Origin of the sequence: Vulcanisaeta distributa JCM 11216 (assembly GCF_001315985.1) — an archaeon.
GTDB classification, from domain to species: Archaea; Thermoproteota; Thermoprotei; order Thermoproteales; family Thermocladiaceae; genus Vulcanisaeta; species Vulcanisaeta distributa_E.
This window is the reverse complement of the sequence record NZ_BBBI01000001.1, coordinates 249,999-273,180: the sequence shown is the minus strand read 5'-3', so window position 1 is coordinate 273,180 and position 23,182 is coordinate 249,999. Positions and strand designations below refer to the sequence as shown.

General features: G+C 46.3%; 32 protein-coding genes and 2 pseudogenes. 26 read left to right on the top strand and 8 right to left on the bottom strand.

What is annotated here, in order from left to right; translation table 11 throughout:
• Nucleotides 1-11 precede the first annotated feature (11 nt).
• From JCM11216_RS01585 to JCM11216_RS01575, 3 genes are read left to right on the top strand one after another with little or no spacing between them, the layout of a single operon-like run.
• Complete coding sequence (locus JCM11216_RS01585; RefSeq protein WP_054853088.1) at nt 12-599, top strand: hypothetical protein; 588 nt, start codon at nt 12-14, stop codon at nt 597-599.
• A 49-nt stretch (nt 600-648) separates the two neighbouring features.
• Nucleotides 649-1,566 (top strand): hypothetical protein, encoded by a 918-nt coding sequence (locus JCM11216_RS01580; RefSeq protein WP_054853087.1) that lies wholly within the window; start codon nt 649-651, stop codon nt 1,564-1,566.
• 5 nt (nt 1,567-1,571) lie between these two features.
• A complete protein-coding gene (locus tag JCM11216_RS01575) occupies nt 1,572-1,967 on the top strand; it encodes a hypothetical protein (RefSeq protein ID WP_243674777.1) in 396 nt (131 codons plus the stop codon).
• Nucleotides 1,968-2,126: 159 nt separating this feature from the next.
• Here the strand turns inward: JCM11216_RS01575 and JCM11216_RS01570 are convergent, their stop codons facing one another.
• The 5 genes from JCM11216_RS01570 to JCM11216_RS14995 all read right to left on the bottom strand — a co-directional run bounded on the left by JCM11216_RS01570 (nt 2,127) and on the right by JCM11216_RS14995 (nt 4,673).
• A complete protein-coding gene (locus JCM11216_RS01570) occupies nt 2,127-2,633 on the bottom strand; it encodes a stage II sporulation protein M (RefSeq protein WP_054853085.1) in 507 nt (168 codons plus the stop codon).
• Nucleotides 2,620-3,153, bottom strand: coding sequence for a hypothetical protein (locus JCM11216_RS01565; RefSeq protein WP_243674776.1), 534 nt, complete (start codon nt 3,151-3,153; stop codon nt 2,620-2,622). Before JCM11216_RS01565 ends, JCM11216_RS01570 begins: the two co-directional genes overlap by 14 nt.
• An 87-nt stretch (nt 3,154-3,240) precedes the next feature.
• Nucleotides 3,241-3,849, bottom strand: coding sequence for a hypothetical protein (locus JCM11216_RS01560; protein ID WP_243674775.1), 609 nt, complete (start codon nt 3,847-3,849; stop codon nt 3,241-3,243).
• Between the two features lie 261 nt (nt 3,850-4,110).
• Nucleotides 4,111-4,353 carry a hypothetical protein gene (locus JCM11216_RS01555; protein ID WP_054853082.1) on the bottom strand — a complete coding sequence of 81 codons (243 nt, stop codon included), beginning with the start codon at nt 4,351-4,353 and terminating at the stop codon, nt 4,111-4,113.
• Between the two features lie 161 nt (nt 4,354-4,514).
• Nucleotides 4,515-4,673, bottom strand: a complete 159-nt coding sequence (locus tag JCM11216_RS14995) for a 30S ribosomal protein S30e (RefSeq protein ID WP_243674836.1) — start codon at nt 4,671-4,673, stop codon at nt 4,515-4,517.
• Nucleotides 4,674-5,075: 402 nt separating this feature from the next.
• Here JCM11216_RS14995 and JCM11216_RS01550 point away from each other — a divergent pair, with 402 nt between their 5' ends.
• From JCM11216_RS01550 to JCM11216_RS14985, 4 genes are all read left to right on the top strand, one after another.
• Nucleotides 5,076-5,516 carry a hypothetical protein gene (locus tag JCM11216_RS01550; protein ID WP_243674774.1) on the top strand — a complete coding sequence of 147 codons (441 nt, stop codon included), beginning with the start codon at nt 5,076-5,078 and terminating at the stop codon, nt 5,514-5,516.
• Nucleotides 5,517-5,653: 137 nt separating this feature from the next.
• Nucleotides 5,654-6,025 (top strand): hypothetical protein, encoded by a 372-nt coding sequence (locus JCM11216_RS01545; protein WP_054853080.1) that lies wholly within the window; start codon nt 5,654-5,656, stop codon nt 6,023-6,025.
• Entirely contained in the window at nt 5,953-6,375 is a 423-nt protein-coding gene (locus JCM11216_RS14990; protein WP_243674773.1) for a hypothetical protein, read from the top strand. Before JCM11216_RS01545 ends, JCM11216_RS14990 begins: the two co-directional genes overlap by 73 nt.
• The gene (locus JCM11216_RS14985) at nt 6,347-6,526 is read left to right on the top strand and encodes a hypothetical protein (RefSeq protein ID WP_243674772.1); all 180 of its coding nucleotides are present in this window, start codon (nt 6,347-6,349) and stop codon (nt 6,524-6,526) included. Before JCM11216_RS14990 ends, JCM11216_RS14985 begins: the two co-directional genes overlap by 29 nt.
• A 64-nt stretch (nt 6,527-6,590) precedes the next feature.
• Here JCM11216_RS14985 and JCM11216_RS01535 read toward each other — a convergent pair whose 3' ends face one another.
• On the bottom strand, nt 6,591-7,049 hold the full coding sequence (locus JCM11216_RS01535) for a hypothetical protein (protein ID WP_054853078.1): 459 nt from the start codon (nt 7,047-7,049) through the stop codon (nt 6,591-6,593).
• A gap of 579 nt (nt 7,050-7,628) precedes the next feature.
• Here JCM11216_RS01535 and JCM11216_RS01530 point away from each other — a divergent pair.
• Nucleotides 7,629-9,119: a hypothetical protein gene (locus tag JCM11216_RS01530; RefSeq protein WP_243674771.1), complete on the top strand. Its 1,491-nt coding sequence runs from the start codon at nt 7,629-7,631 to the stop codon at nt 9,117-9,119.
• Here JCM11216_RS01530 and JCM11216_RS01525 read toward each other — a convergent pair.
• Together JCM11216_RS01525 and JCM11216_RS14980 are read right to left on the bottom strand one after the other, a co-directional pair.
• A complete protein-coding gene (locus JCM11216_RS01525; RefSeq protein ID WP_054853076.1) occupies nt 9,116-9,790 on the bottom strand; it encodes a hypothetical protein in 675 nt (224 codons plus the stop codon). The genes JCM11216_RS01530 and JCM11216_RS01525 overlap by 4 nt on opposite strands.
• Nucleotides 9,750-9,950 (bottom strand): hypothetical protein, encoded by a 201-nt coding sequence (locus JCM11216_RS14980; protein WP_243674770.1) that lies wholly within the window; start codon nt 9,948-9,950, stop codon nt 9,750-9,752. Before JCM11216_RS14980 ends, JCM11216_RS01525 begins: the two co-directional genes overlap by 41 nt.
• Before the next feature lie 623 nt (nt 9,951-10,573).
• On the opposite strand from JCM11216_RS14980, the gene JCM11216_RS01520 reads away from it, so the two are divergent.
• The 18 genes and pseudogenes from JCM11216_RS01520 to JCM11216_RS14945 form a co-directional block, all read left to right on the top strand.
• Nucleotides 10,574-11,044, top strand: a complete 471-nt coding sequence (locus JCM11216_RS01520) for a hypothetical protein (protein WP_243674769.1) — start codon at nt 10,574-10,576, stop codon at nt 11,042-11,044.
• A gap of 21 nt (nt 11,045-11,065) precedes the next feature.
• Nucleotides 11,066-12,265, top strand: coding sequence for an AAA family ATPase (locus JCM11216_RS01515; RefSeq protein ID WP_054853074.1), 1,200 nt, complete (start codon nt 11,066-11,068; stop codon nt 12,263-12,265).
• Between the two features lie 102 nt (nt 12,266-12,367).
• Nucleotides 12,368-12,568: a hypothetical protein gene (locus JCM11216_RS01510; protein ID WP_243674768.1), complete on the top strand. Its 201-nt coding sequence runs from the start codon at nt 12,368-12,370 to the stop codon at nt 12,566-12,568.
• A gap of 47 nt (nt 12,569-12,615) precedes the next feature.
• Nucleotides 12,616-12,972, top strand: coding sequence for a hypothetical protein (locus tag JCM11216_RS01505; protein WP_243674767.1), 357 nt, complete (start codon nt 12,616-12,618; stop codon nt 12,970-12,972).
• A 4-nt stretch (nt 12,973-12,976) separates the two neighbouring features.
• The gene (locus tag JCM11216_RS01500) at nt 12,977-13,378 is read left to right on the top strand and encodes a hypothetical protein (RefSeq protein WP_054853142.1); all 402 of its coding nucleotides are present in this window, start codon (nt 12,977-12,979) and stop codon (nt 13,376-13,378) included.
• Between the two features lie 242 nt (nt 13,379-13,620).
• Nucleotides 13,621-14,130 (top strand): hypothetical protein, encoded by a 510-nt coding sequence (locus JCM11216_RS01495; RefSeq protein WP_054853071.1) that lies wholly within the window; start codon nt 13,621-13,623, stop codon nt 14,128-14,130.
• Nucleotides 14,127-16,200 (top strand): annotated as a pseudogene (locus JCM11216_RS01490) (minichromosome maintenance protein MCM). Before JCM11216_RS01495 ends, JCM11216_RS01490 begins: the two are co-directional and overlap by 4 nt.
• 57 nt (nt 16,201-16,257) lie before the next feature.
• A complete protein-coding gene (locus JCM11216_RS14975; protein WP_243674766.1) occupies nt 16,258-16,446 on the top strand; it encodes a hypothetical protein in 189 nt (62 codons plus the stop codon).
• Nucleotides 16,397-16,627, top strand: a complete 231-nt coding sequence (locus tag JCM11216_RS14970; protein WP_243674765.1) for a hypothetical protein — start codon at nt 16,397-16,399, stop codon at nt 16,625-16,627. The genes JCM11216_RS14975 and JCM11216_RS14970 overlap by 50 nt, the downstream gene beginning before the upstream one ends.
• A 195-nt stretch (nt 16,628-16,822) precedes the next feature.
• Nucleotides 16,823-17,119 carry a hypothetical protein gene (locus JCM11216_RS14965; RefSeq protein WP_243674764.1) on the top strand — a complete coding sequence of 99 codons (297 nt, stop codon included), beginning with the start codon at nt 16,823-16,825 and terminating at the stop codon, nt 17,117-17,119.
• Between the two features lie 2 nt (nt 17,120-17,121).
• Entirely contained in the window at nt 17,122-17,859 is a 738-nt protein-coding gene (locus JCM11216_RS01480) for a 4Fe-4S binding protein (RefSeq protein ID WP_243674763.1), read from the top strand.
• Between the two features lie 70 nt (nt 17,860-17,929).
• Nucleotides 17,930-19,120: a pyruvate ferredoxin oxidoreductase gene (locus JCM11216_RS01475; RefSeq protein ID WP_054853070.1), complete on the top strand. Its 1,191-nt coding sequence runs from the start codon at nt 17,930-17,932 to the stop codon at nt 19,118-19,120.
• A gap of 54 nt (nt 19,121-19,174) precedes the next feature.
• A complete protein-coding gene (locus tag JCM11216_RS14960; protein ID WP_243674762.1) occupies nt 19,175-19,699 on the top strand; it encodes a thiamine pyrophosphate-dependent enzyme in 525 nt (174 codons plus the stop codon).
• A gap of 5 nt (nt 19,700-19,704) precedes the next feature.
• Nucleotides 19,705-19,917 carry a hypothetical protein gene (locus tag JCM11216_RS14955; protein ID WP_243674761.1) on the top strand — a complete coding sequence of 71 codons (213 nt, stop codon included), beginning with the start codon at nt 19,705-19,707 and terminating at the stop codon, nt 19,915-19,917.
• Nucleotides 19,918-19,922: 5 nt separating this feature from the next.
• On the top strand, nt 19,923-20,183 hold the full coding sequence (locus JCM11216_RS14950) for a hypothetical protein (protein WP_243674760.1): 261 nt from the start codon (nt 19,923-19,925) through the stop codon (nt 20,181-20,183).
• A gap of 225 nt (nt 20,184-20,408) precedes the next feature.
• Nucleotides 20,409-21,353, top strand: a complete 945-nt coding sequence (locus JCM11216_RS01465; protein ID WP_054853069.1) for a homoserine kinase — start codon at nt 20,409-20,411, stop codon at nt 21,351-21,353.
• A gap of 26 nt (nt 21,354-21,379) precedes the next feature.
• On the top strand, nt 21,380-22,441 hold the full coding sequence (locus tag JCM11216_RS01460) for an FAD-dependent oxidoreductase (protein WP_243674759.1): 1,062 nt from the start codon (nt 21,380-21,382) through the stop codon (nt 22,439-22,441).
• A 260-nt stretch (nt 22,442-22,701) separates the two neighbouring features.
• Nucleotides 22,702-23,060: pseudogene (locus JCM11216_RS14945) on the top strand (DEAD/DEAH box helicase); the annotation flags it as partial.
• Nucleotides 23,061-23,182 lie beyond the last annotated feature (122 nt).

The window sequence follows — 23,182 nt, the reverse complement described above, 5'->3', positions numbered from 1 at the left end:
AGCAATAGAACGTGGACACTATCAATAATTGGCAGCGTAACATCAGTAACAATCAGTGGAGACAAAGCCTGGTACTAGCAACCACGGGATACACAATATGGGCCTACGGCATTTCAAGCAACGGCTCATTACTATTCCGCAGGGAATTATGGACATACACAACACCACTAATGCTATGCTCAGTGGGACTTAGGTACATATTTATGGCTAAGTCATACCCAATCAGGAACTACGCATTAATAATCATACTCCCTGAGGGAATATGGTACATCAGTGGCGGAGGATTTGGCTGCATGCCTCAATCAATAGTGATCCTAAACCTAAGCAGCGGCCATGTAGTAGTAAGCATTACTAAACCCGCCTGGATCGCGTACCTATACGCATACCCATACTCATTTAACAATCTCTGGCAAGCATTGGGTATTAACTACCTAAGTAACGACTACGTGGTATACTCAATAAACAACGCCCTAAACTCACGCACATTCCATCACCAATACACCTACTACCTAACAACACCCAAAGCCATAACCAATGAATGGTGGTACTACCTAATAAACGACACACCATACATGCATTCGCCACAACCGCACTATTAGTTGCGTTAACAATCTTTTATAAGAAACTGCATTAGCAAGTAATTTATTAATGAGCGGGCAGCTAATCCGTAAGGCACTGTTAATCGCCATAATAGTATTGGCCCTACTTAACGGCTACTTAGCATATATGTATATATTCGGTAGCCCATTCCCATACATAGGGACATTGATTATAGGCCCGTACCAGTTAGTCACTATGAGAAATAATGAGATAATCCTATACAGTGAGTATTCGCCACTGTCGTTTCGTACATTAATCACTGAAATAATAATTAAGGGTGTTAACGTAATTAATGGCAAAACGCTGTGGGTAACGAACGTGGTATCGAGCAGCCTCATACCACCGTTGATCGCCTTCTCCCTAGTTAATAATGATCTATTTCTCATAACATACGGCCAATATATTTACCATACTGGTAAATGGCTCATCACCGAGACAACAATAAATGTAACTGTGATAAACACATTAATGGGCAACGTAATAAACTCCACGGTGATTGCAGTCACGCCGTACGCCACCGTACTTAACGTGATCAGCAATCACGTGTATATAATGATACTCCCACCATCAACCAACAGCATGATCATAACCTATTACAAACTGAGCGATTCGCCACCATACATCACGCTGGCCTGGAATCAAACATTAACTGACGTATGTGGTCCATACAGCACAACAGGTAATATAGGAATCCATGAAGGCACCAAATACGTACTAATGACCGTGCCATGCAACAAGACAATACACGTATACTTACTAAATAGGGCAAGCGGCGGGGGGGTGATAAGGAGTATATTCATTACGTCGCCATCAGGTGTCGCCAGGATTTACGGCGTAATAAACAACACGGTAATCTACCTATGCGGAACCCGCATATGCGGTACGAACATGGTGACCAACGAGACCTGGTCAATACCAATAATGGGCTATCTAACCTCTGTAACGACGTATGAAGGCAAAGCATAGTACTAATGATGAACGACAACACGCTTATCATGAGCACAGTGACCCTAAATGGCACGGTACTCATGGACAGGGCGATCTGGAGCTACAAACCACCCTGGTGCGCACCGAGCTACGCCGTGAAGATATACTCCTTCAGCGCCGGCGCAATCCACCTAATGGGCGATTACTTCCTAGTACTGGCAAGCCCATTCGCATTAACGTACACAGCGAGCGGCTACGTGTGCTTACCCGAGGTCCTCATAATAGTTAATGTGAGCAACGGTGAAGTGCTGACCAGGGTAACCAGGTTCTCATGGTCAGGGATAAGCGGAGACCTAGGACCAAGCCTATACATGGACTACACCAGCAACAACACAATCATCTACACACAATGCCAACTAGGCACTGCACCACATACCTAACAACACCAAAAACCCTAATCAAAGACCAATGGTACTACCTAACAAACGACACATCATACATCGCACTCATCACTATCCTACTAATTACATTGGCTGCACTTTTTGAGTTAATCATACGGCATAATCATTCCTCGGAATTGAATGATAAAGTACCAAGGGCTAAATAACGACACTGCATAAGGCCTTACTAAATAACTGCCTTGCTATTAGTGTCGATATAAAGGCCTCTATGAACGCAGCCACCACTATCGCGGCAATTCCAAAGGCGAGAAGTCTCCAATAACCCACGTCACCACTATGGTACTTGACACCAGCCAATGCAAACAACGAGTAACCAAGTAACTCAATAATTCCGTGAGGGAGCAGGGGTATTAAGGCCGTGAGACTCCTCACAGTGAAAGACATGGAGAACCCAACATACAAACCCTCAGTAAACAATACGAGATAAGCTATGAACAATGAATAACTAACTAGGAAGACCGCCAGCGAAAAAGACGCATTTCTAACAATTATTATTAAGAGTAAGCCCAGCGGCGATACATCATACACCGCATGTAGGCACACGCCATGCGAAAAGACATAACCCAACAAAACACCGCCTACAACGCCAACCCACATAATAACCACACCACCCAAAATGGCATAAACGCTCCTAATACGGATCACCCCCCCTAAACAATACATGCATGTAAAGGGCGTGGACAAGGGACAACACCGAATATAGTGAGTAATTCAAGGCAATGAATATCGCCGTGAGGACAGCGGCAGTCATAAAGGCACGACCTATACTACGCAGGGCGAGCCAAGAAACTAACGACAGAAGCAAAAACGAGATTAGCGTGGCTGTAATATTCGAGTAAAGCCATACATGATAGACTAGATATAAGGCGGGAGATGCTGCAAAAACCATTGTAAATATCGACGCACCCATCATGGAGAGGTTCACGACTAGCTCATCACCTAAGCCCCCACTAAACAATCTAACGATAGGCCTAAAAATAACACCAAGCAGGATAGTTAATAAGAATGAACCGATGATAACTCCGACGTAAATAAGCAACGCCAACTTAAGATAAACACTAGGTAAATCATATGTGGGGATAACAACGAGGAAGCCGGCAACTAAGGATGCAAGCAGTGGAAACTCCCAGGGCGCGTAAGCGCCAATCATATCACCCCTCGACAACACCAAGTCCCTCCTACCGGGTGGGTAATCCTAGACTTAATGGGGGGGCTCTCCTCGGGTCGTTAACGCCATAGAGCGACTTAAGTATTACCTTAAAGTAATCCAGGGACTTAGGCCCCAACTTACCATAGGCGCCTTGTCAGCAAGTAATTCAAAGGACCTGATTAGTATTAGAATTAGCACTGCTAGGAGGGGGGGCAACGCAGTCCACAGCATTGAGTAACCCCTAACACCGTAATAAACCAGGATGGATACACTAATGAATAAAACGGCATTGAGGATCACGGTATGCTTATACCTAGCGTGATAGTCCTCATGAGCATTAATAACCTCGATAACACCACCCTCATAGACCTCAGGATGCATCAGAATGATTAAATCATGGTAAAGCATGCTTATGGTATAACCACCATACTTGCCATCACTAACTAAATGAATCGGCGTACGCTTACTTCCATGAATATCAAAGCTCTTAGCACCCTTAATGTAGGTGTATATCAAAGCTTCATTAATCAACATAGACAATATGAAATAGGCAATGACAAAACCCACGAAATAACCTATCGAAAGCCTAAACAGATAATGAAGATACACGAAGATAATGCCCGTAAGTTCCGCGGTAAGTAATACCGCGAGCAATGTAATGATATTAATCACCATGTGTCGCAGCGCCTCATCCCTGACAGACCCGAACACCGCGCGGTACGCCCCACGAACTAGATATGCAATTATTAGAAGGCTCCATGCACTACCTACAACATAATTCAGGGTGGGCGAAAGCCTCACGTTCTTGAGAATCCCAGACAGGTAAAGCTCCGTGAAAAATACCAATGCGGCTATTAAAATGCCGAAAAATAAATTATAAATCTTCGTTTTTAACCTAAGTGCCGGCATTGTTTATTACACCGTCACGCAATACCCACAGTAACAAAGGTACAAAACCAGGGATATGGACTATTAAACGCACCCCCCCAACCATGAGTGATTCCTAAATAGATTGAGTAAGCACAGTTTCCCACGAACCCTCCCCCCCCAAAACGCAACCCCCCCCTCTCCAAAACCAGCCGCAAAGGTTGCCGCAGCCACTATATCACCAACACCCATCGTACCAATACCTAAAGCAATCGCTGGCGCCGCAAACTCAAAAAGCAACACGATTGACACAGCAACAACTGCCTCAATAACCTCCTTCCTACGCATCCCCCCTTAGTACCCACAGACCACATACGTATCTTATTTATTTTATCTGATATATATATTACCTCACCAACCACTTAAAATAACATAACACACAATTAACACCCACCACAAACAAGGAAACAACAAAACCAAAGAAACAAAACAAATTTTAAACAACAAAATCACGAAACCTGCTGACCCTGACCAAGCCTAAAAAGCAAACGCCTATAATTACGACTATTCCTCCTCCTAGGAATAAGATTCTTCCTAGGCTTAGGCGGAATCCTAGGCGTCTGACTCCTCACCTTGCCCGCTTTCGTAAGACTGCCGTGGGATGGTATATTCTATCACCGCATTTTTATGGGGTCCTATTATTTATAAGTGTTTCTTCATTGGTTAAATGAGGATTATTTGATTTAACGGTGATTTTCCGCCTCATTAGTTGCGGGAGGGATTTTGTCAATGTCTATTCCCATTTCAAGGAGGAGGAACTTTGATATGTAGTGCTGCTTATCTGGCCAGTGGATTACGTAGGCCTGCCTATACTTACCTTTAGTCTTTATGATTAATGTTCCATAATTACCACATTTGGGGGCAGCGAATTCTTATGCCCGTGTTTATGTAGACCATTGCACCTAACTTAGTGCAAGGCTTTATAATGCTATCCTTTATTTAATGTTCAATTTTACAATACACCAATTGGGGGGGTAATGCTTAAATACCCGTGGTTAAGGGCATCAACTATGGCCACAATTCGGGACCTAACGAAGGACCTACATGGCTCAGAGATTAGGTTGTCAGAGCTCAACAACTTGCTGACGAACTTAAGCAATGAGATAGTAAATAATTGGGATGAAATAAAGCGCAATAGCGTTAAGAATGTGCGAAATTCAGGATTAGGCACTAGGATGCACGAGTTAAGTGAATCGTTCAAATTAAATATTGAGTTAGATGAGGTGAATCTTGACCATGATGCCTTAAGGCAGGTCTTAGCAGGGCTCGCAATAAGTGACGTGTACTTAAGTGGCAATATAACATCAACATCAACGCCAGATCCGCACTTAATATCGTCATTTATATTCGCGGTGGGGGGGAATTACCTACGTGAGAAGAAATTGACAATGCGCTTCTACATAACAGCGGCAGAGGGAAAGAGGGGGGGCTATCCGTCTCATACCACGTAGTTATTACGAATAAGCACGACCTAGACATATTCAGGGTTAATAACATCAAAGCCCAAGATCTCCTCAATAATCCCAAGATACCCAACCACCTAACCCCCTGGCTCAGAAACGCCATAAACAACTGGAACAGTGTTAAAGTGAAGAAGCAGATCAGGTTTGTTTATTATGCGGTTAATGGTTTTATTGGTAGGGCTTCGTTGCTTGGTTGGTTTTTGGGTGATGGTGTTCTTGGTCATGTTGGTCGTGGCTCCTTTGACATTGGTTTTTCCTTTGTTGTTGATGAGCCTGTTAGGAGGTTTATGGATGAGTTCCTGTGTGGGCTTTATGGTTGTTCTGGTGGGTTCTTTGGTGGTTCCTCGGCTAGGGGTAGTGAGCATTACATCCTTTGCCCGGTTAAGGCGTTGGTGATTGGTGACATCGTTGGTTTGGCTGGTTCGTGGCTACGTACGGGCTTACTGATAGGGTTGTTAAGTTGGTGGATGCCGTTAGGTACTCGACGCCCTGCCTGACCTACGCCAAGTACCCAGTCATTAACGTGCTTGGTCATGAATTAATATTGAGGAAGCACAACATAGGGCGTGGTTGGTATTTGGCTAAGTCCACCAGTGATGAGGGGGGGTTAGCAACGGCCATAGCCAATGATCTGAGGGCTATTGGGTTCAACGTCAGTGTTAATAGCGTGATGGTGAGTTCGAGATTTATGTGCCCATTGAGGACACTAGTCGCATTCTTAGGATGCTCGGTGTTTATGAGAGGTTTTATGGTGAGCCGAGGAGGATGCCGAGCATTGATGATGTGGTTGGTGTGCTTAGGAGGTACAGGGTCGGGAGGTGGCATGTGCACGCGTCCAGGGCCGTAATGGGAGGGGGGGCTACGAGTATACCGAGTCCTGCGTATTGATTTCATTGGGTGATTCTGGGGGGGAGGCCAGGAGGCTTAGGGATGAGCTTGTTGGGCTTGGTGTTAGGGTTCGTAAGGTGGTTGGGTACGGTGATCGTATGCAACGGTGAGGATAGGGAACTACTCATCAACGCCCTGAGTATCGCGAAGCCACAGTAGTATTTGCCACCTTACTCATTGCTCCATTGATTCTACACCTACAATAAGTAATTTACTCATTCTCTGGTTTAGGTAGTTCATGAGCCTGATACCCGCGTCCCTACTCAGTGGTGCCTTGATTATGACCTCGCGCCCGTTTATGGAGAGTTCGTAGGGTATTTCATATATTTTCATTAATACGTGTTGTATCAGCATTAGGTCTATGAGGAATTCCCTATCACCGTATAGCAAGTGCATGAGCAGCCAAATCCTGAACCTGAGACCCAACTCCTCAATGGCCGCGCCAACCCCCCCAGCCCAACCACCTAGGATCCAACCAATGCCAACGGCGCCAAATAGAAGCGGAATTAGTAGGGCGATTATGATTATGGCACCACTATTGATTTGAAAGTAAAATGGATAAAGGAGTAATGCGATGGTTATGCCCGTAATAATTATTATAAATCCAATTAATAAATCAAATAAGCGCCTCATCGAATAAAATTTAATAATTTTATTTTAAACTTTTAGCTAAAATTAAAAATAACTACATTGCCCAGCAAGGAGGAAGAGGCGTAGGTCCGCATAGCGGGCTTATGGGATTAATAGACATAGGATAGCTCTTCCATGTCCCTCCTCCAAGCCATGGCGGTGGTGCACGATATACGGGAAGTAAGACCATTACTGTACTTAACACTGCCATAAGGATTATCAGGCTCCATATGATAATTTGCTTGTTCATCAAGCAACCTTATTTTAACTAATATATATCGCCGGAGTTATTTTGAAAAGAACATAAGTAATCCAAAACAATTTAACTTCGTAATTCATACAATATAATAAGTATATTAGGGTAATTAAAACATTCTAGGCTGAGGATGCGATGAGGATAGTTTGTTGAATACTTATGGCATTATCGCAATCACTGCCGGCTGGTTCACATCAACAGATCAGTGGGGGGACAGGAAAAGCTCATCTATTAATCATCAGCATCACTTATTAGTCTTCATCATCTCTCGAGTATTTTGTCTGAACACTCAAGTTAAAAAAAGTCCCGCGGATTAGGAGAACCCAATGACTATGGGCCCAAGAATAAGGTGGTTGGTCGTGATGGTGTTAATGATGGTTATTGCGGCTGCTATTGCCTCTGCTTATCTTGCTTATGAAATGTCTAGGCCCCCTATTTGCCCATGCCCTGCTGGATCTTGGGTTGATCTCATTGTTTATGAGGGTAGTAAGACCCTACTCAATGAGACGCTTACCGCCGGTCCTCCATGCCCCTGCGCCGGTCTACGTGGCTGGATACCTCCAGTGTTCATGCCACTACAACCACCACTCAGTGAACAACACTGTATTAACCTAACCGGCATAACCCCCCCGCCAGTGGGTGTTGTTAATTTCACGTGCTACATCATTAGCGGCGCTTCCCAATTCGTTATCCCAACATCGATATTCGCACAGAGCAGTCTCGGTGGCGTCATGGGCTTAATTAGCGAGTTCCTTAACTACAATAGGCTTAGCCTAGATAAGGCGTTCAATGGTACTGTGAAGTTACTGATGGGCATACCCGTGGTTAAGGAGTATGTAGGCGATGGTAGTCTTGTCCCAGCTAGTGAGGGCTTCATAATGAACATTATTAGGGTTGGGAATTACCTAGTCGTCGGTGTGGTTGGTGTTGAGTACGCAATAAGCGTAATTGCGCCAAACGGCACTAGAATCGGCATAATACACGTCAAGTATTATCCGCTGGAACCAATGGGGGGGATAGAGAGAATAGAGATAACCTTAATACCGAAGAGCATAGTGCAGGAAATAAATAAGATAAGACTAATAAACGAAACAGAAACTACAGTAAGTTGGGCTGGTTACGTGGTTTATTATAACAATTACTCACTATCTGATGTATCTGCCTACCTATACGTACCCTCAGGCATAAGCGGCGGTTCAAACACAGCAGTCGCAGTCTGGGTAGGCTACGGACCAAGCTATAATTATTTAGTACCCTACATGCAGACCGGATATATGTGGGAGGGATCTGGACCTACCATAATTATTTGGTATACTGGGACGGCCTTTAATTACGAACCACAGGTTCTTGCGGAGGGTCCTTATTCACAGTATGAGGGTTATTACATTTATTCGTACATAAGTAGCCCGTCCTTTACAAATAATGGTAATACTGAGCTATGGACCGTGTGCTACGAGGTGGTTAATCAGCAGGGTAATGGCCAGGGCCAGTGCGTCACGGTAACCGTGTCCAATAACTTCAATGGTTACTCAACGTACTTCCCATATGCCCAATATATAGTTGAATCGCCGAATCAAGGTGAGGTATTGGTGCCAAGCTTTCCATCGATAGGGCTGTATAACTGCTACGTCTATCCCATTGGTGATTTAGGAGCTTTCAACTGGAACTCACAGGGCTTTCTCGCCTACGTTCTATCTTTTTATAATAATTACGACCAAAGTGCATGCCCGACTGAGTATTATTATTACGGCACGACAAGCTGGATAGACTCCGGGTTCCAAGTCTATGAAATTTCACTAATCTTAGGTTTTCATTAACTGCAGACAGACTGCCAACCGGAGCTTGATGGCGAGTTGAGTATTGCCGTGCCCGATGCAACGTAGTAAATACCCGTTGGGTATAGGTCCCAAACAACTGTTCCAGACGCAACCTGCCCATAGGCGCCATAACCATTCTCATTAATGCCGAAATAGAAGCTTGTCGATTCCTTAACCTGAATAAATGAGACCGGTTGCGGGAACGTGACTTGAGGCGCCGATAAACTGCCCCCCCAACCGCTCCACATCTGCCCACCAATGGTTATTTCGTTGTAGAAGGTGTACCCAGGTATGCCGCCGACGTCTATCCAGCCCGTGGCCCAGTAAATACTTGATACGCAGTCAGTCTCATACTGCACATACTGATCAGCCTTGGCTACTGTTAATCCAAGCAAGTCCTTAAGATCCCACTCAACATAATCGGTCACAATTAGGTTATCACCGTATTCGCTGGGCTTCGCTAGTAGTACGTTTATGGCGTAGGGCGCATACCTGAGGAGACTTGAATTCGTTTTATTTAACTCCTGCAATACCTGACTATCGAGTAGGTACGTGAGTTCTAGGGATGAGCCATTTATGACGGTGTAATTGTAGAAGTAGTACGTTAGTGTTACATTAACGCCCCTTATCTTAACCCAACCCCCTGAATGCGTTCGGTATGACCAGGACAATAGCCCTAGACCCGCTGAGCTTGATAAATGCTTGAGGCATCACCCTGTATAGGCTCATGAACCCATTAACACTCGTTATATTGAATACGTACTGCGATCCATTCGGCAGCATTAGCACGGCTAAGCCACCATTGACGAATTGCAGCGTTGGATTAACCACGGTGGTGCCGTTGGGATACTTAATGACAGGGAAGCCTGGCCTAACCGTGAGGTAGGCAAGTTCATAGTACGATGGGAGTAGGTACGTGAGTAATACGGCGGTGAATAGGGCAGCCGCGCCAAGGATGATTATGAGCCCCTCTTATTCATTGCTCGGTTCATTAAGTCACCTTATTTTAACTAATATATATAGATATCGCTGGTATTATTTTTGAAAATTCCTGGGTAAGGTTGATGAGACATTTTGGGCATTGAGTGATGGTGATTGGGCATCCTAGGCTGAGGTGTGATGAGGTGGGGGGGTTAGATGATCATTAATGTGTTGATTTATTAGGGGGGGTTGATCACTGCCGGCCCGGTTCACATCACTGTTCAGTGGGGGGGACGGGAGGAGCTCATCCAATTACTTAACCATCAGCACCGCTTATTAATCTTCCTCATCATTTCTCGAGTATTTTTGTCTGAATATCCGGAGAAAAAGCCCACCATAATGAAGCTGTCATATGGCGTCTCTTACTAAAACTGAGGGTGTGGGTTTAAATTATGTGGTCCTGCCAAAACTTAAATGTCTCTTAGGCTCAGAAATTAATGGTGATAAGTATGTCTCAAAATTATATCCGCTTATTGTACGGGCTTGGTGTTGCCGTTTTTCTTAATCCATTTGCCTGGGTTTTCATTGTTCCGCCCGTAGTAGTTAAGGGTTTTTCACTGTCAATGCTCTACCAAGTGGCTATTTCAATAATTGGTTTTGTCCTTGTGGCTAAGTTCCTTAGAGACGATATTGTGGAGTTTAAATATGGGTTTAGGAGAGCTCTTCTTCAATCCCTGATTTATCTAGCCATATGTCTAATCACGCCCATTTTTGAAGTTGCTTACTTATACGTAGTTCTAGGTTTTCCACCCCCCCACTTAATAACCACCACGCCAACGCCTAATGATTTAATAGTCCTTTACACGGCTACTTACGTACCAATAATGATAGCGGCTTTAATGCCCGCCTACGCCTTTGTCACAACCCTTCTCAGTACGTGGTGGTCGAGATCGACGATGAGGGGGCGAGTATGTCGTGACTTAACTCCTCAAAAGGCATTTTAACTGAGTTATTATAATTGCTTTGTGGTTACTGTATTGAGGCAGCTGCTGCTTGAGGATTACGGTCCCTTCACCAGGCTTGATATTGAGCTTGGCGATATTACGATATTCGTTGGCAGGAATAATACGGGTAAGAGCACGGCACTGGAAGCCATCGAGTTACTCCTCTCATCAATTAATGACTTTAAAGTCGCCACATCCAACATCGATGTGCTCTCAAACCTTAAGTCAAAGAGTAGGTACTTAATTAATTTAAGGAGTAGTAAGGGCCTTGCCATTATTTCTGGCGATGTGGTTGACCAAGGCGTGAAGCATAGTATTGAGGTGAGGGTGACCAAGGGCATCAATGGGCTTGGTGATCTCCGCGATAACGTGATGCAAGAAGTAGTGAAATCGATCACCGAGTTAACGCCGAGATCTCAAGAAATTCTTATGGAAGCGTTTCGTAGAGGATTGCGGGATCGCTTAGTCCATGAACGTAAAGATGTTAAGAATCTTCCTGATGCAATTAAGGAATTTGTTGACGGTGTGATTTCCGTATTTAGTAATCATGTAAGTGATCTGTTAATGGATGCTATTTTCATAAGTACGTATGTTGATGGTGAGCTGCTTAATGTTGCATTACCGCCCTTAAGTGAAGTAGGAGTTAGTGAGAATATAATTAATGAGTTGAAAGGGCTAGGATTAAATTCATTCGAAGCCAAGAGATTAGTAAATATTCAGTTAAGAAAAGTTATTTCGGAAAGTCAGATAATCATTACTGGTAAAAGGGTGAAAGTTGAACCAATACATATACAACACTCGTCGTTATACCCATTTTTAATAGATGATTTATCTCCCGATAAGCAGACGGAGTTAATTGACCTATTGAGGAAGGAGGTTCATTATTTCTATGATTATAGGGGGGGCGGGCAGGTTATTCTTGATTTTAATGGTAATAGGGTCTCCGTACCCTATGACTTGATGGGTGATGGCTTTAAGGCCTTGGTTAGGATGCTTAGTCTCATTATCATGGGCATTGACGTTGCCTTAATCGACGAGCCTGAGACTCACTTACACCCTGGCTTTATGGAGGTAATAACTAAGTACATTGTCGAGCTAGGTTCCTTAATCGTATTCAGTTCGTTATGGCCACGCAGTCCCTTGAGTTCCTTGATTACCTGCTTAATGCGGCTAAGGAGGGTGGTGTTCTTGATAGGGTTAGGTTGGTTAGGCTTTACTTAATGCCTGATGGTAGTATTGATTATGAGCAGTTGAGCGGTGAGGAGGCGTATGACGAGAGACATGAACTCGAGTCAGACCTCAGGGGGGGTCCCTAACCACGCCTTGATTATATTATGTGAGGGTAAGCACGATTATGAATTTATTAAGGAATTGATCAGAAGGATTAACGTTAATTGCAAGGTTAAGGACCAGGGCCCTGAGTATAAGGACTCCATTATTAGGCATATTATAGATAGCAGGCGGCTTCCTTACGTTCCAATCATTGTTGAGGGTGGTAGGGATAGCTTAATCGTAATGTCATGATCCTAATTAGTAAATTACGTTCTATCCGTGAATCATTTACTAGGGTATTGGTCTTACGCGATTCCGACTCTAACGATGCGGTTGGTGCCTTCAATAAATTGAGACGTGACGTTGATAATCTCATTAGTAACTATTATAGGTTTCCACAGCATAAACCGGGCATGGATTGTGGGCAGGAAGTTCGTGTGAGGTCCTTCACGTACTATGACTGTGCCTTGAGGTATAAGGGCGGCATTGTTCATTTTCGTTTTATCTTTGTAGTTCCGTCTTTGGAGAGTTTTCTTCGTGATTATGGGTATGTTAATGATGATTCAAGTCTTCACAATGCTATTGAGAAGGCCCTTAGTGATCCAAGGAATAACGATGTAGTAAATATCTTTAAGAATGCGTTTGGTTCATGCTGATTTGATGAGTAATAGGGTTTTGGCTCACGGAGTTAGGGCCATCTTCCCTGTGAGTTTCGATTCTGTCATTAACGTGATTAAGGATTATGACCCAGCCTCTAATATTTACTTCACGGTTTTGGGTACTAACCCCCCCAGGGTTGCCGTTGCGTTTGGGCAGAAGTTCTTCTTTAGGATTGGTCATTACCTCGCCTGCATGACCTTGATTATTGAGCGTGGCTCAGAGACTGAGGTTAGGATTATCGCGCATTCCGGTCTTCAGTTCTCTGCCTTCTCCGATTATGGCGCCAGTGCTGATTATGCCCTTGACGTGCTTGACCGCCTGAGCAAGTCTCTTGGTGTTGATCCTAGGGATGTGGTTGAGGTTGATTACATGGATGTTACTAAATCCCAGCAGTTGGGTTAGGTTGTGGGTTAGGTGAATGCTTAATTTAGTGGCTTGATATGCCATTAGTGAGGGTATGGTTAAGGACGCTGCTGGGAGGATTGTGATTAGGCTTGGTGGTCTATCGCTGTTGAGGAGATTGAGAGGGCTATTGAGGATGTGATGGATGGGGATTGCCGTGATTTTGCATCTTAGGATCTCATCAATATTACTTATCCTTTTCCTGTAGTGCCTTTTTAATTGGTTTGTGGTAGTTACTTTTGATGGGTTTTTCGTACTTAATGCCTAGCGTTAGGGCTGTGTTGACGCGGGACGTTGATGGGGTTGACCTAGGCATAATCAGTATTGCCCCCCCTGCCAAGGCTGGTTCCGTAATTAATGCACCACCCAACGTGCTTGAGGTCCTGATTAAGCGCGGTGTTGCCTCCCTGCTTGATGAGGATAGGGTCGGTAGTGAGGAGATTCTTAAGAGGGTTTGGCTTGAGAATAGGGCTCCCAGTGAATTAAGGGAGTTGCCCAGGGACTTCTACATCAGGGCTAGGCTCAGCATGGTTAGTGGTGATCAGAAGAGCGTTAGGATCTACGCCCAGCAATTGAGGGAGCTCGCCCAGTTGAGGCTTAGGAAGATACTCACGTTAATTGCCGTCAACCCCCCCGGCATTGCGGATTCCAGGGACTTCCTGGACAAGCTAACTATTGAGGAGGAGGAGCTCGTTAAATCCATCGCACCATTAATCAAGGAATTCCTCAATGCAGTGGTGGGCCTGCAATGACTACGCCGGAAACCGCCGAGGTTAGTCTCGACTCGTTGATCCAGGGGGGGCTTAGGGGGGGCTTTATTGAGTCGAGTGATAGGTATGTTGATGAGATTAATAACATGATCATACAGAGGAAGAGGTCCTTGGTGATTGACTTCCACGACCTACTAATTAGCAATAAGGACCTCGCCGACATGCTTCTTGAGAGACCTCAGTTGGTTATTCAGGCCGGTTCTGAGGCTGTTAGGCAGGCGATAACTGAGAGGGATCCAGAGCTGGCTAAGTCGGTTAGGAATTTCTACATGAGGTTTAGGAGACTCCCTGAGTCTCTGCCCATTAGGAGATTGAGGAGTGAGGTCTTGGGTAAGTTGATAATGGTTGAGGGTATAATAACCAGGCAGACGCCGCCCAAGCATTACCTTAGGAGGTCCGTGTTCAGGTGCTCGCAGTGTGGCTATGAGGTTGAGATTCCCCAACCAACCACGGGCTTTGTTCAGCCGCCGAAGCGTTGTCCCAAGTGTGGTGCATTGAATAGTATGGTGTTTGTTGAGGAGAGGAGTGAGTTCATTGATTGGCAGAAGGTAATCGTTCAGGAGAAGCCCGAGGAGTTGCCACCGGGTCAGTTGCCTAGGAGTATTGAGGCGATACTGCTTGATGACTTGGTCGATACCGTGAAGCCCGGCGATAGGGTTTACCTGGTTGGTATCATGAACCTCGACCTAGCCGACTTAAGGAAGGGTAAGCCACCCGTTGTCTCCAGCTTCATGGAGGTTAATTACGTGGAGAGCCAGCAGAGGGAGTTGGTGGAGATCGAGATTACGCCGGAGGATGAGAAGAGGATACTGGAGCTTTCGAAGATGCCCGACGTTAGGGAGAGGATAATCAAGTCAATAGCGCCCTCCATATACGGCATGGAGGACATTAAGGAATCCATAGCTGCCTACTCTTCGGCGGCGTACCCAAGGTCTACCCAGACGGCATTAGGGTTAGGGGTGACATACACATACTGCTCGTTGGCGACCCAGGTATGGCTAAGACGCAGTTGCTTAGGTTCGTAACCAAGATAGCCCCCCCAAGGGCCGTATACACCACAGGCAAGGGTAGCTCGGCGGCCGGCCTGACGGCGGCCGTCGTGCGCGAGAAGGACACTGGCGAGTTCTACCTAGAGGCCGGTGCATTGGTCCTTGCTGACACGGGTGTGGCTGTTATTGACGAGATTGATAAGATGGATACCAAGGACAGGGTAGCGATTCATGAAGCCCTTGAGCAGCAAACGGTATCTATAGCCAAGGCTGGCATTGTGGCAACGCTGAACGCCAGGTGTAGTGTTCTAGCCGCCGCTAATCCGGCCTTCGGTAGGTACCTGCCCAATAGGACTGTGGCTGAGAACGTGGACCTACCCGTCACCTTATTATCGAGGTTTGACCTAATATTCATCATTAGGGATGAGCCAAACTTAGATAGAGACAAGGCAATTGCCGAGCACATAACGACACTGCATGCTGGCGAGGTTCCCGAGGGTTTTGCCGATATTATACCGCCTGACCTACTTAGGAAGTACATTGCCTATGCCCGTAAGCACGTCAAGCCAGTACTAACGCCAGAGGCCAGGGAGAGGATTGTGCAGTTCTACGTGCAGATGAGGGCGAAGTCCAGGGAACCGGATTCGCCAATTGCCATAACGGCTAGGCAGTTGGAAGCCTTGATTAGGCTTTCCGAGGCTGAGGCTAAGATGAGGCTTAGCCCCCCCGTGGTTGAGGCTGAGGATGCTGATAGGGCCATTAGGCTCTTCATGAAGTACCTGAGTAGTGTTGGTATTGATGTTGAGTCTGGGAAGATCGATATTGACATAATAATGACTGGAAAGCCGAAGTCAACCCAGGAGAGGATGGCATTGATAATGAACCTACTGGCTCAACTCGAGGAGTCCAGTGGCGGTAAGCCGTTAGAGTCGAGGACCTGTATAAGGAGGCCGAGGCCGCAGGCCTTGATAGGCAGGCGGTGGATAAGGCAATAAATATTCTACTTAAGTCAGGGGATATTTATATGCCTAAGCCTGGTTACGTTAAGAGGGTGCTTATTTGAAACACTTTTTATTTAATTACGAAATACTTATAATTATTAATTTAGTTTTATATTGTCGTGATTGACAGGTTAAATGCGATAATTGTTGGGTTGAGGAATGCCGTTGCACTTACTGTGGAGAAATTGCTTGAGAAATTGAGGGAAGCAAACATAGAAATTCCTAGCGAGAGTACTATCGGTGATTGGGGGATGGAACGTGGTCTCCAAGGCCTTGGAGGCCGGGATAATAAGCCTAAGCGATGCTGATATCGACGCTATTTATTACGTATTCAGAAGATGCGCCACACTTGAGGAGATGGTTAGGGAGGCGTTGTCTAGGCCTGAGGAGATCGATGAAAACTTCGTAAATAACCTAATGGATGATTTTAGGGAGAACGCGGAGGCCCTGGCCAGGGTTAGGGAACGGATTAATCAGTTGGTTTCGTAGATCTATATATGCTATATATTATTGTTTATAAACCGGAGTCCACGTAAAGAACGTATCGAATGTGTTATTTTTAATATACTTGGGAGGGCATTGCTTTAAAAGTACAATATAATCAATCTCTGATTAGAATGTCTGTTCAAGCTTCAAGTATATACACGATAGAGATCATTTATAGGGGGGATACACCAGAGACACTTGGCCAGGAATTTAGCCAGGGGGATTGTTTACGCGGCTAGGATGGCTGGTAATGTTGCATTGTCCTACCAGAGGTATGGTGATGACCCGGAGAGGGATGGTTCACCTGCGAAGTACTTCGTGGTTGTAGCCAAGGGCGCAAGCGAGGAGGTTCTGGATGCTGAGGCTGCTAGGGTTGAGCCCGACTACGTTGATGTATCGATAGTGCTTGATGACACCATACTCAAGGGTGTTGAGTCCTGGGCTTGGCAGGGCATTCAGCCAGTCCATCTTAAGTTGAGGCTGGTGGTTTATTAATCGTGGTTTCCAAGAGGAACCCAGATGAGTTACTTAAGTTCATACCTGCCAGGGACTCCCCCCCATACACCCTGGTCGTTGTTTATGGTGAGAGGAGTATTGGTGATTTCTGGACATTCCCGGATGACGGCACTGTGGAGAGGGTCCTCGGCGCCATTGCCAAGGTAATGCCCAGCATACTCACTCTTGATGATGTTAAGAGGTACCTGGAGAGCCTTGATAAGCCCAGCGAGAGGGTTAACAGGGCTTTAGAGGCCTATCAATCACTCGTTAAGTTGAGGGAGGTCAGACCTGGCGAGGGCCTGCCGTATAAGTATGAACCACCGCACTTACCCGGTTGGAAGGACATGATGATTGGCGGCGCAATACCAGGCCTAAAGCCGAACCAGAGGAACCCATACTTCACTGGCGGCACTGCCAAGCATTATAGGCCCGTGATTAACTTCGACAAGTGCATAAAGTGCAGCCTGTGTTGGGAGTATTGCCCAGACTCTGTGTTTGACGTCACGCCAGACGGCTACTTCAACCCAGCACTAGCCTACTGCAAGGGTTGCGGAGTGTGCGCTGAGGTTTGCCCAGTGCCTGACACAATAATTATGGTTGATGAGATGGAGTTTGAGGATGGCTATGGGAAGTTCATTGATGAGTACAGGGCTTGGAAGGAGAATAGGGAGGCCTATAGGAAGTGGTTTGAGTCATTATTACCAAAGGCGCAGGTAATAAGTGTGAGGAAGAGGTGAGGGGGGGCATGTCCGTCTCCGCACTTGAATCCAAGCGTCTCGAGGCAGTGCTTAAGGGGGGGATGAGGAGGTGGAGGTTGTTGGTACGGGCACCGACGCCGTTGCCTACGCATTAATGCTTGCCGACATTGACGTGACGTCAGCATACCCAATAAGGCCCTATGGCGGTGTCATGCAGACAGTGGCTAGGTTAATAGCTGATGGATACCTGAAGGCCGAGTACATAGTGGCTGCCCACGAGCATGACCAGTTCGAGATTGTTAAGCACGCATCCGCGGTTGGCGCCAGGACATTCGTTGGGTCAAGCGGTGTCGGTTGGTTACTGGCTATTGAGGCCATCGTGGCCATAAGCACCGATAGGTACCCAGTGGTTGCATTGATAGGCAATAGGGCGTTGGACGACCCCCCCGGCGCATATGGTGTCGAACATAATGACGCATTAATGGTCAGGGACGTGGGCTGGCTCCTGGTCTGGGTTGATACGGCCCAGGAGGCCTTAGACACCACGTTAATTGCGTACAGGGTTGCTGAGGACCCGAGGGTCATGCTTCCGGTGGGCATCTCAATGGATGGTGCATTCCTGACGCATAGTGAGCACGTGTTTAAGATACCGCCTAAGTCAAAGGTTCAGAAGTTCCTACCGCCATACGACCTAGGCAATAGGAAGCTACACCCAAGCAATGTGATTAGTGTGGCGCCGCAGGTCAATGAGGATTGGGTTACGGAGATTAGGAAGCAGATGGATGAGGCGATGAAGAATGCGAGGAAGGTTATTGAGGAGGCCTATAGGGACTTCGCGAAGATCTTCGGTAGAGACTATGGGAACCCATTTGTTGAGCCGTACATGGTTGAGGATGCTGATGTGGTCATGGTCGGCATGGGCACCGTTTCTAAGCCAATTAAGGAGGCCGTTAGGAGATTAAGGGCTAAGGGTGAGAGAGTTGGTTTCCTGAGGATTAGGTGGTTCAGGCCATTCCCAACTGATGATATAATACGCTACTTGAGTGGCGTTAAGGTCGTGGCTGTCGTGGATAGGGATTACTCCTTTGGTTCGCCATTTGACGGTGGTGCTGTCTTCACCGAGATTAGGAGTGCATTGTACGAGGCGGAGCATAGGCCATTGATGATGAACTTCATTGGTGGTCTTGGTGGTAGGGAGATCACCTATAACGATGCGATTAATATGTTCAATATGGCTTTGGATGCAGCTAGAAAAGGTAGGGTTGAGCAGAGGGTGATTTGGTATGGAGTTAGAGAGTAAAATGGGGGGGATAGAAGAAAAATTTATAAGGAGGGTATGGGGGGGTGATTGGGTGTGACGGTATCGATCAAGCTCGCCAGAACAGTCAAGGACCTACTACAGATGGCTCAGACTGAGTATTTTGATGCTGGTCATAGGACCTGCCAGGGCTGTGAGTCGGCAATGGTGCTTAGGTGGGTTGCCAAGGCGGCTGGCCCTAACACAATTGTTATTGGAGCGACTGGGTGCATGTACGTTGCTAACACGACGTATTACACAACGGCCTGGGCGCTACCCTGGATACACACTCAACTGTCTGGGACTGGGTCGGCCGTGGTTGGTACGGCAGCCGCGTTGAAGGCACTTATGGAGAAGGGCAAGCTGCCCAATGAAAAGATAAACGTGATAGGCATTTGCGGTGACTTAGGCTGCGCAGATGCGGGGGGGCTGTCGGAGGTCTCCAATGCGCTGACTCACACGAAGTATAACTTCCTAATACTCATGTATGATAACGAATCCAGCGCAAACACGGATATACAGGAAACAACAATGACGCCATACGGAGCACTTACGACCTTCAGCCAAGTGGTAAGCAGGTAAGGATCATGAAGTATAGGTGGAAGAAGAACATGGCCGCAATGATGGCCGTTGGGCACCCGGAGGTTAGGTACGTGGCCACGGCAATAGCGGCAGACCCAATAGACCTATACAATAAGGTAAGGAAGGCACTGGAGATTGGTGGACCAACATTCATACACACCCTAGACCCATGCCCGAAGGGCTGGGGGGGCTTCGACCTAAGTACAGCCATGAAATAGGTAAGTTGGCAGTCGAAACGGGCATATGGCCGCTCTTTGAGATAGAGTATGGTAAGTTCAAGCTGACGAGCACGAGCGCCAGAATAGCAAGTGGCGAGATTAAGAGGAAGCCCGTTAAGGAGTACATAAGGAGACAGACTAGGTTTAAGCACCTAACTGATGAGGATATTGAGTACATACAGAGGAGGGTTGATGAGATGTGGGAGAAGTGGTTGATACCTGGTTTAATACCGCTAATGAAGGAGTTACCATACCCAGAGCGGTAATAATTCGCTGATCAACGAATCGATATTAAGGCTTAAAATCCTTACATGAATGCACTGTGCATTAAATCCTTAGTTAATGCAACGCCTAGGTTCTTGCCCTGTATTTAGGTAATTAATTAAATACGTGGGTCGACACCCAGTGATCCTCCATGTCAACGAAACAAAAGGCATTCATTAGTGAACGCCTAGGTTAATGATTATAAATAGGTACCGTATTTATTAACAATGCCAATATGTATTAGGAGCCCAGCCTCTATAGCCAATTTAGGACCTGGATTTGACATAATGTCGCTTGCCATTATAGAACCATACGATGATATCTACGTGGAAGTAAGACGGGGGGGTGGTAATGACGATATCAAATTTGTTGGAAGTTACTCACATTATTTACCAAGCGATTATAGAGCCACCACGCTTTACCCAGTAATTGAGGAGTTTAGGAGGGTTACGGGGGGGCTTGACTTCAGTGTGAGGGTTATCGTTAAGAAGGAAATTAAACCAGCAAGCGGTTTGGGTAGTAGTGGTGCCGACGCTGCAGCCCTAACCTACGCATTGAATAAGTTATTGGGTGCTAACCTTGATTATAAGTCATTAATAAATATCGCGGCCTTAGGTGAAACCGCGGCGGCTGGTGTTCCTCACATGGATAATGTGGCTGCGTCCTTGCTGGGTGGCTTGGTCATTATTAACCCTGTGACTGGGGATTTCGTAAAGGTTGAGGTGCCCGGTAATTATTGGCTTGCGATTGTGTTGGCCGGTAGTAAGGTGAGTACGGGGGGGGAGATGCGTAGGGTGTTGCCGAGCGCCGTGGACATGAAGGACCTCAAGAATAACTCGGCCTATGTATCCATGCTAGTTTACTCATTGATAACGAATAATAGGGAGATACTCGGTAAGGCGTTGATGGGTGACTCAATCGTTGAACCAATAAGGGCCAAGTTCTACCCACACTACCAAGTGGTTAAGGATGCCCTGTTAAGGATTGGCGCGATTGGCGTGGCATTATCCGGCGCTGGTCCGTCACTATTTGGGGTCTTTGACCGTGAACCGCCTAGAGACCGAATAGGCGAATTACTGAATAAAGGTGGGTTGAGGGACTATGTATTAATCATTACGCGGCCGAGTAATGTGGGCGTTCATGAAATACCCTGCAAAGAACTTAATACTTAATACCTAATTCCAGGTCTGGGCAGTGCATGAATGTCGTGATAATTGGCGGAGGTGTTATAGGGACGGTGCTCACGTACTTATTTAGTTCGAGGAATGTAAACGTCACCCTGATAAACTCAGACCTACAGAAGCCAAGGTTCCCACTTATCCACTCAAAGCTCCTGAGGTTTCCTGAGGACATAAGGCTGGCGAGGATTAGTGAGGATGTGTATGGGGGGGAATTGTCCAGGGAGGTTGGGACCAATGTGTTGAGACCCGTGGATTCGATCACGATAATACCAACCACGTGCTATAACGATACCATGCAAATAATGAGTATGTGGCATGACGCTGGGGCGAGTACACGAATCATAAGTGACGTAAGTGAGTACGGTATCAAGAGGGTTAGTGAGGAGGAGGTTTACATACTTAGTAGTAATGGTGATAACCTCGTTAATTACCCATTATTAATAAGTAGGGTTCGTAAGATCAAGGGTATCAACTACGTTAATGGCTTCGCAAGTATTAAGTTTGTTGATGGCGGCATTAAGGTCTTGGTAAATGGTAGGGAGTTCCGTGGTGACTACGTAATTATTGCCTCTGGTGCTTGGAATTCCATGATCATTAGGAACGCCAATTTAAAGGTGCCATTACTGCCCTATAAGTGCCAAGCAGCGGCGTTCCTTGGTAGGGTGGTAAATGATATAATTTATGATTACGTTCTCGGCATTTACGTGAGACCCCCCCTTGGTTCCATGCTCGATAATGCATTAAGTAGTTTGAGGCTTTCGATAATCGTTGGCGGTGATGGCAATTTTAAGGTCACGGAACCAGGCAGGGAGAGGGGGGGTGTCGACAATGATTTCCTAGACGAGGTCAGAAAAAAGGTTAGGGCCAGGCTCGGTAGGGTCAGGCTCATTGGTTCCAGGTTTGGTTATTGCGAGGGAACACCAGACACGAGACCTGTGATTGGCGCATCAATGATGGACTACTCCTTATTGGTGGGTTTAATGGGTATGGGGGGGCCGAGGTCGGCCCTGCCCTTGCCCTGGCCGTTACTAATTACGTGCTTGATGGTTCATGGCCTGACTACGCAAGGCCATACCTAATTGATAGGTTTGGTGGTAATTGGCCGAGTACTTGGGACATTGATACCGAGGCCCATGAATTATGCGTTTGATAAGGCCTTAACTCTTTATTAATCCTGTTGAAGATTGGTAATTGGTTGATTGGTTTGCGTGTTACTGACCTGCCGCTTCCAGACATATTGAGGGATTTCATAATTAGGGAGAGGGGGGGCATTCAGGAACTTTACCCACCGCAGGAGGAGGCCGTGCGCAAGGGCTTGTTTGATGGTAAGAACATTGTCATGTGCACAAGCACAGCCACTGGGAAGACCCTAATGGCTGAATTGGCAATGGTAAATGCCGTGCTTACGAGGAATGTTAAGGCAATAATGGCCGTACCACTGAGGGCCCTGGCCTACGAGAAGGCCAGGGACTTGAGGATTTACGAGAAGCTTGGTGTTAGGATTGCCGTAACAACCGGTGAGTATGATAGGAGGATGCCTGGCTCATGAATTATGACATAGTGGTTACCACGTATGAGAAGCTCGACAGCATACTGAGACATAGGGCTGAGTGGCTTAGGCAGGTCGGTGTTTTGGTCATTGATGAGATTCACTATATCGATGATGATAGGAGAGGCCCAACCATCGAATCAATAATTGCAAAGGTAAAAGCACTGGGTCTTAATACCCAGATGCTTGCCCTGTCGGCTACCGTGGGTAATGCCGAAGAGGTCGCAAATTACCTAAATGCAGAGCTCGTGATCTCTGATTGGAGACCCGT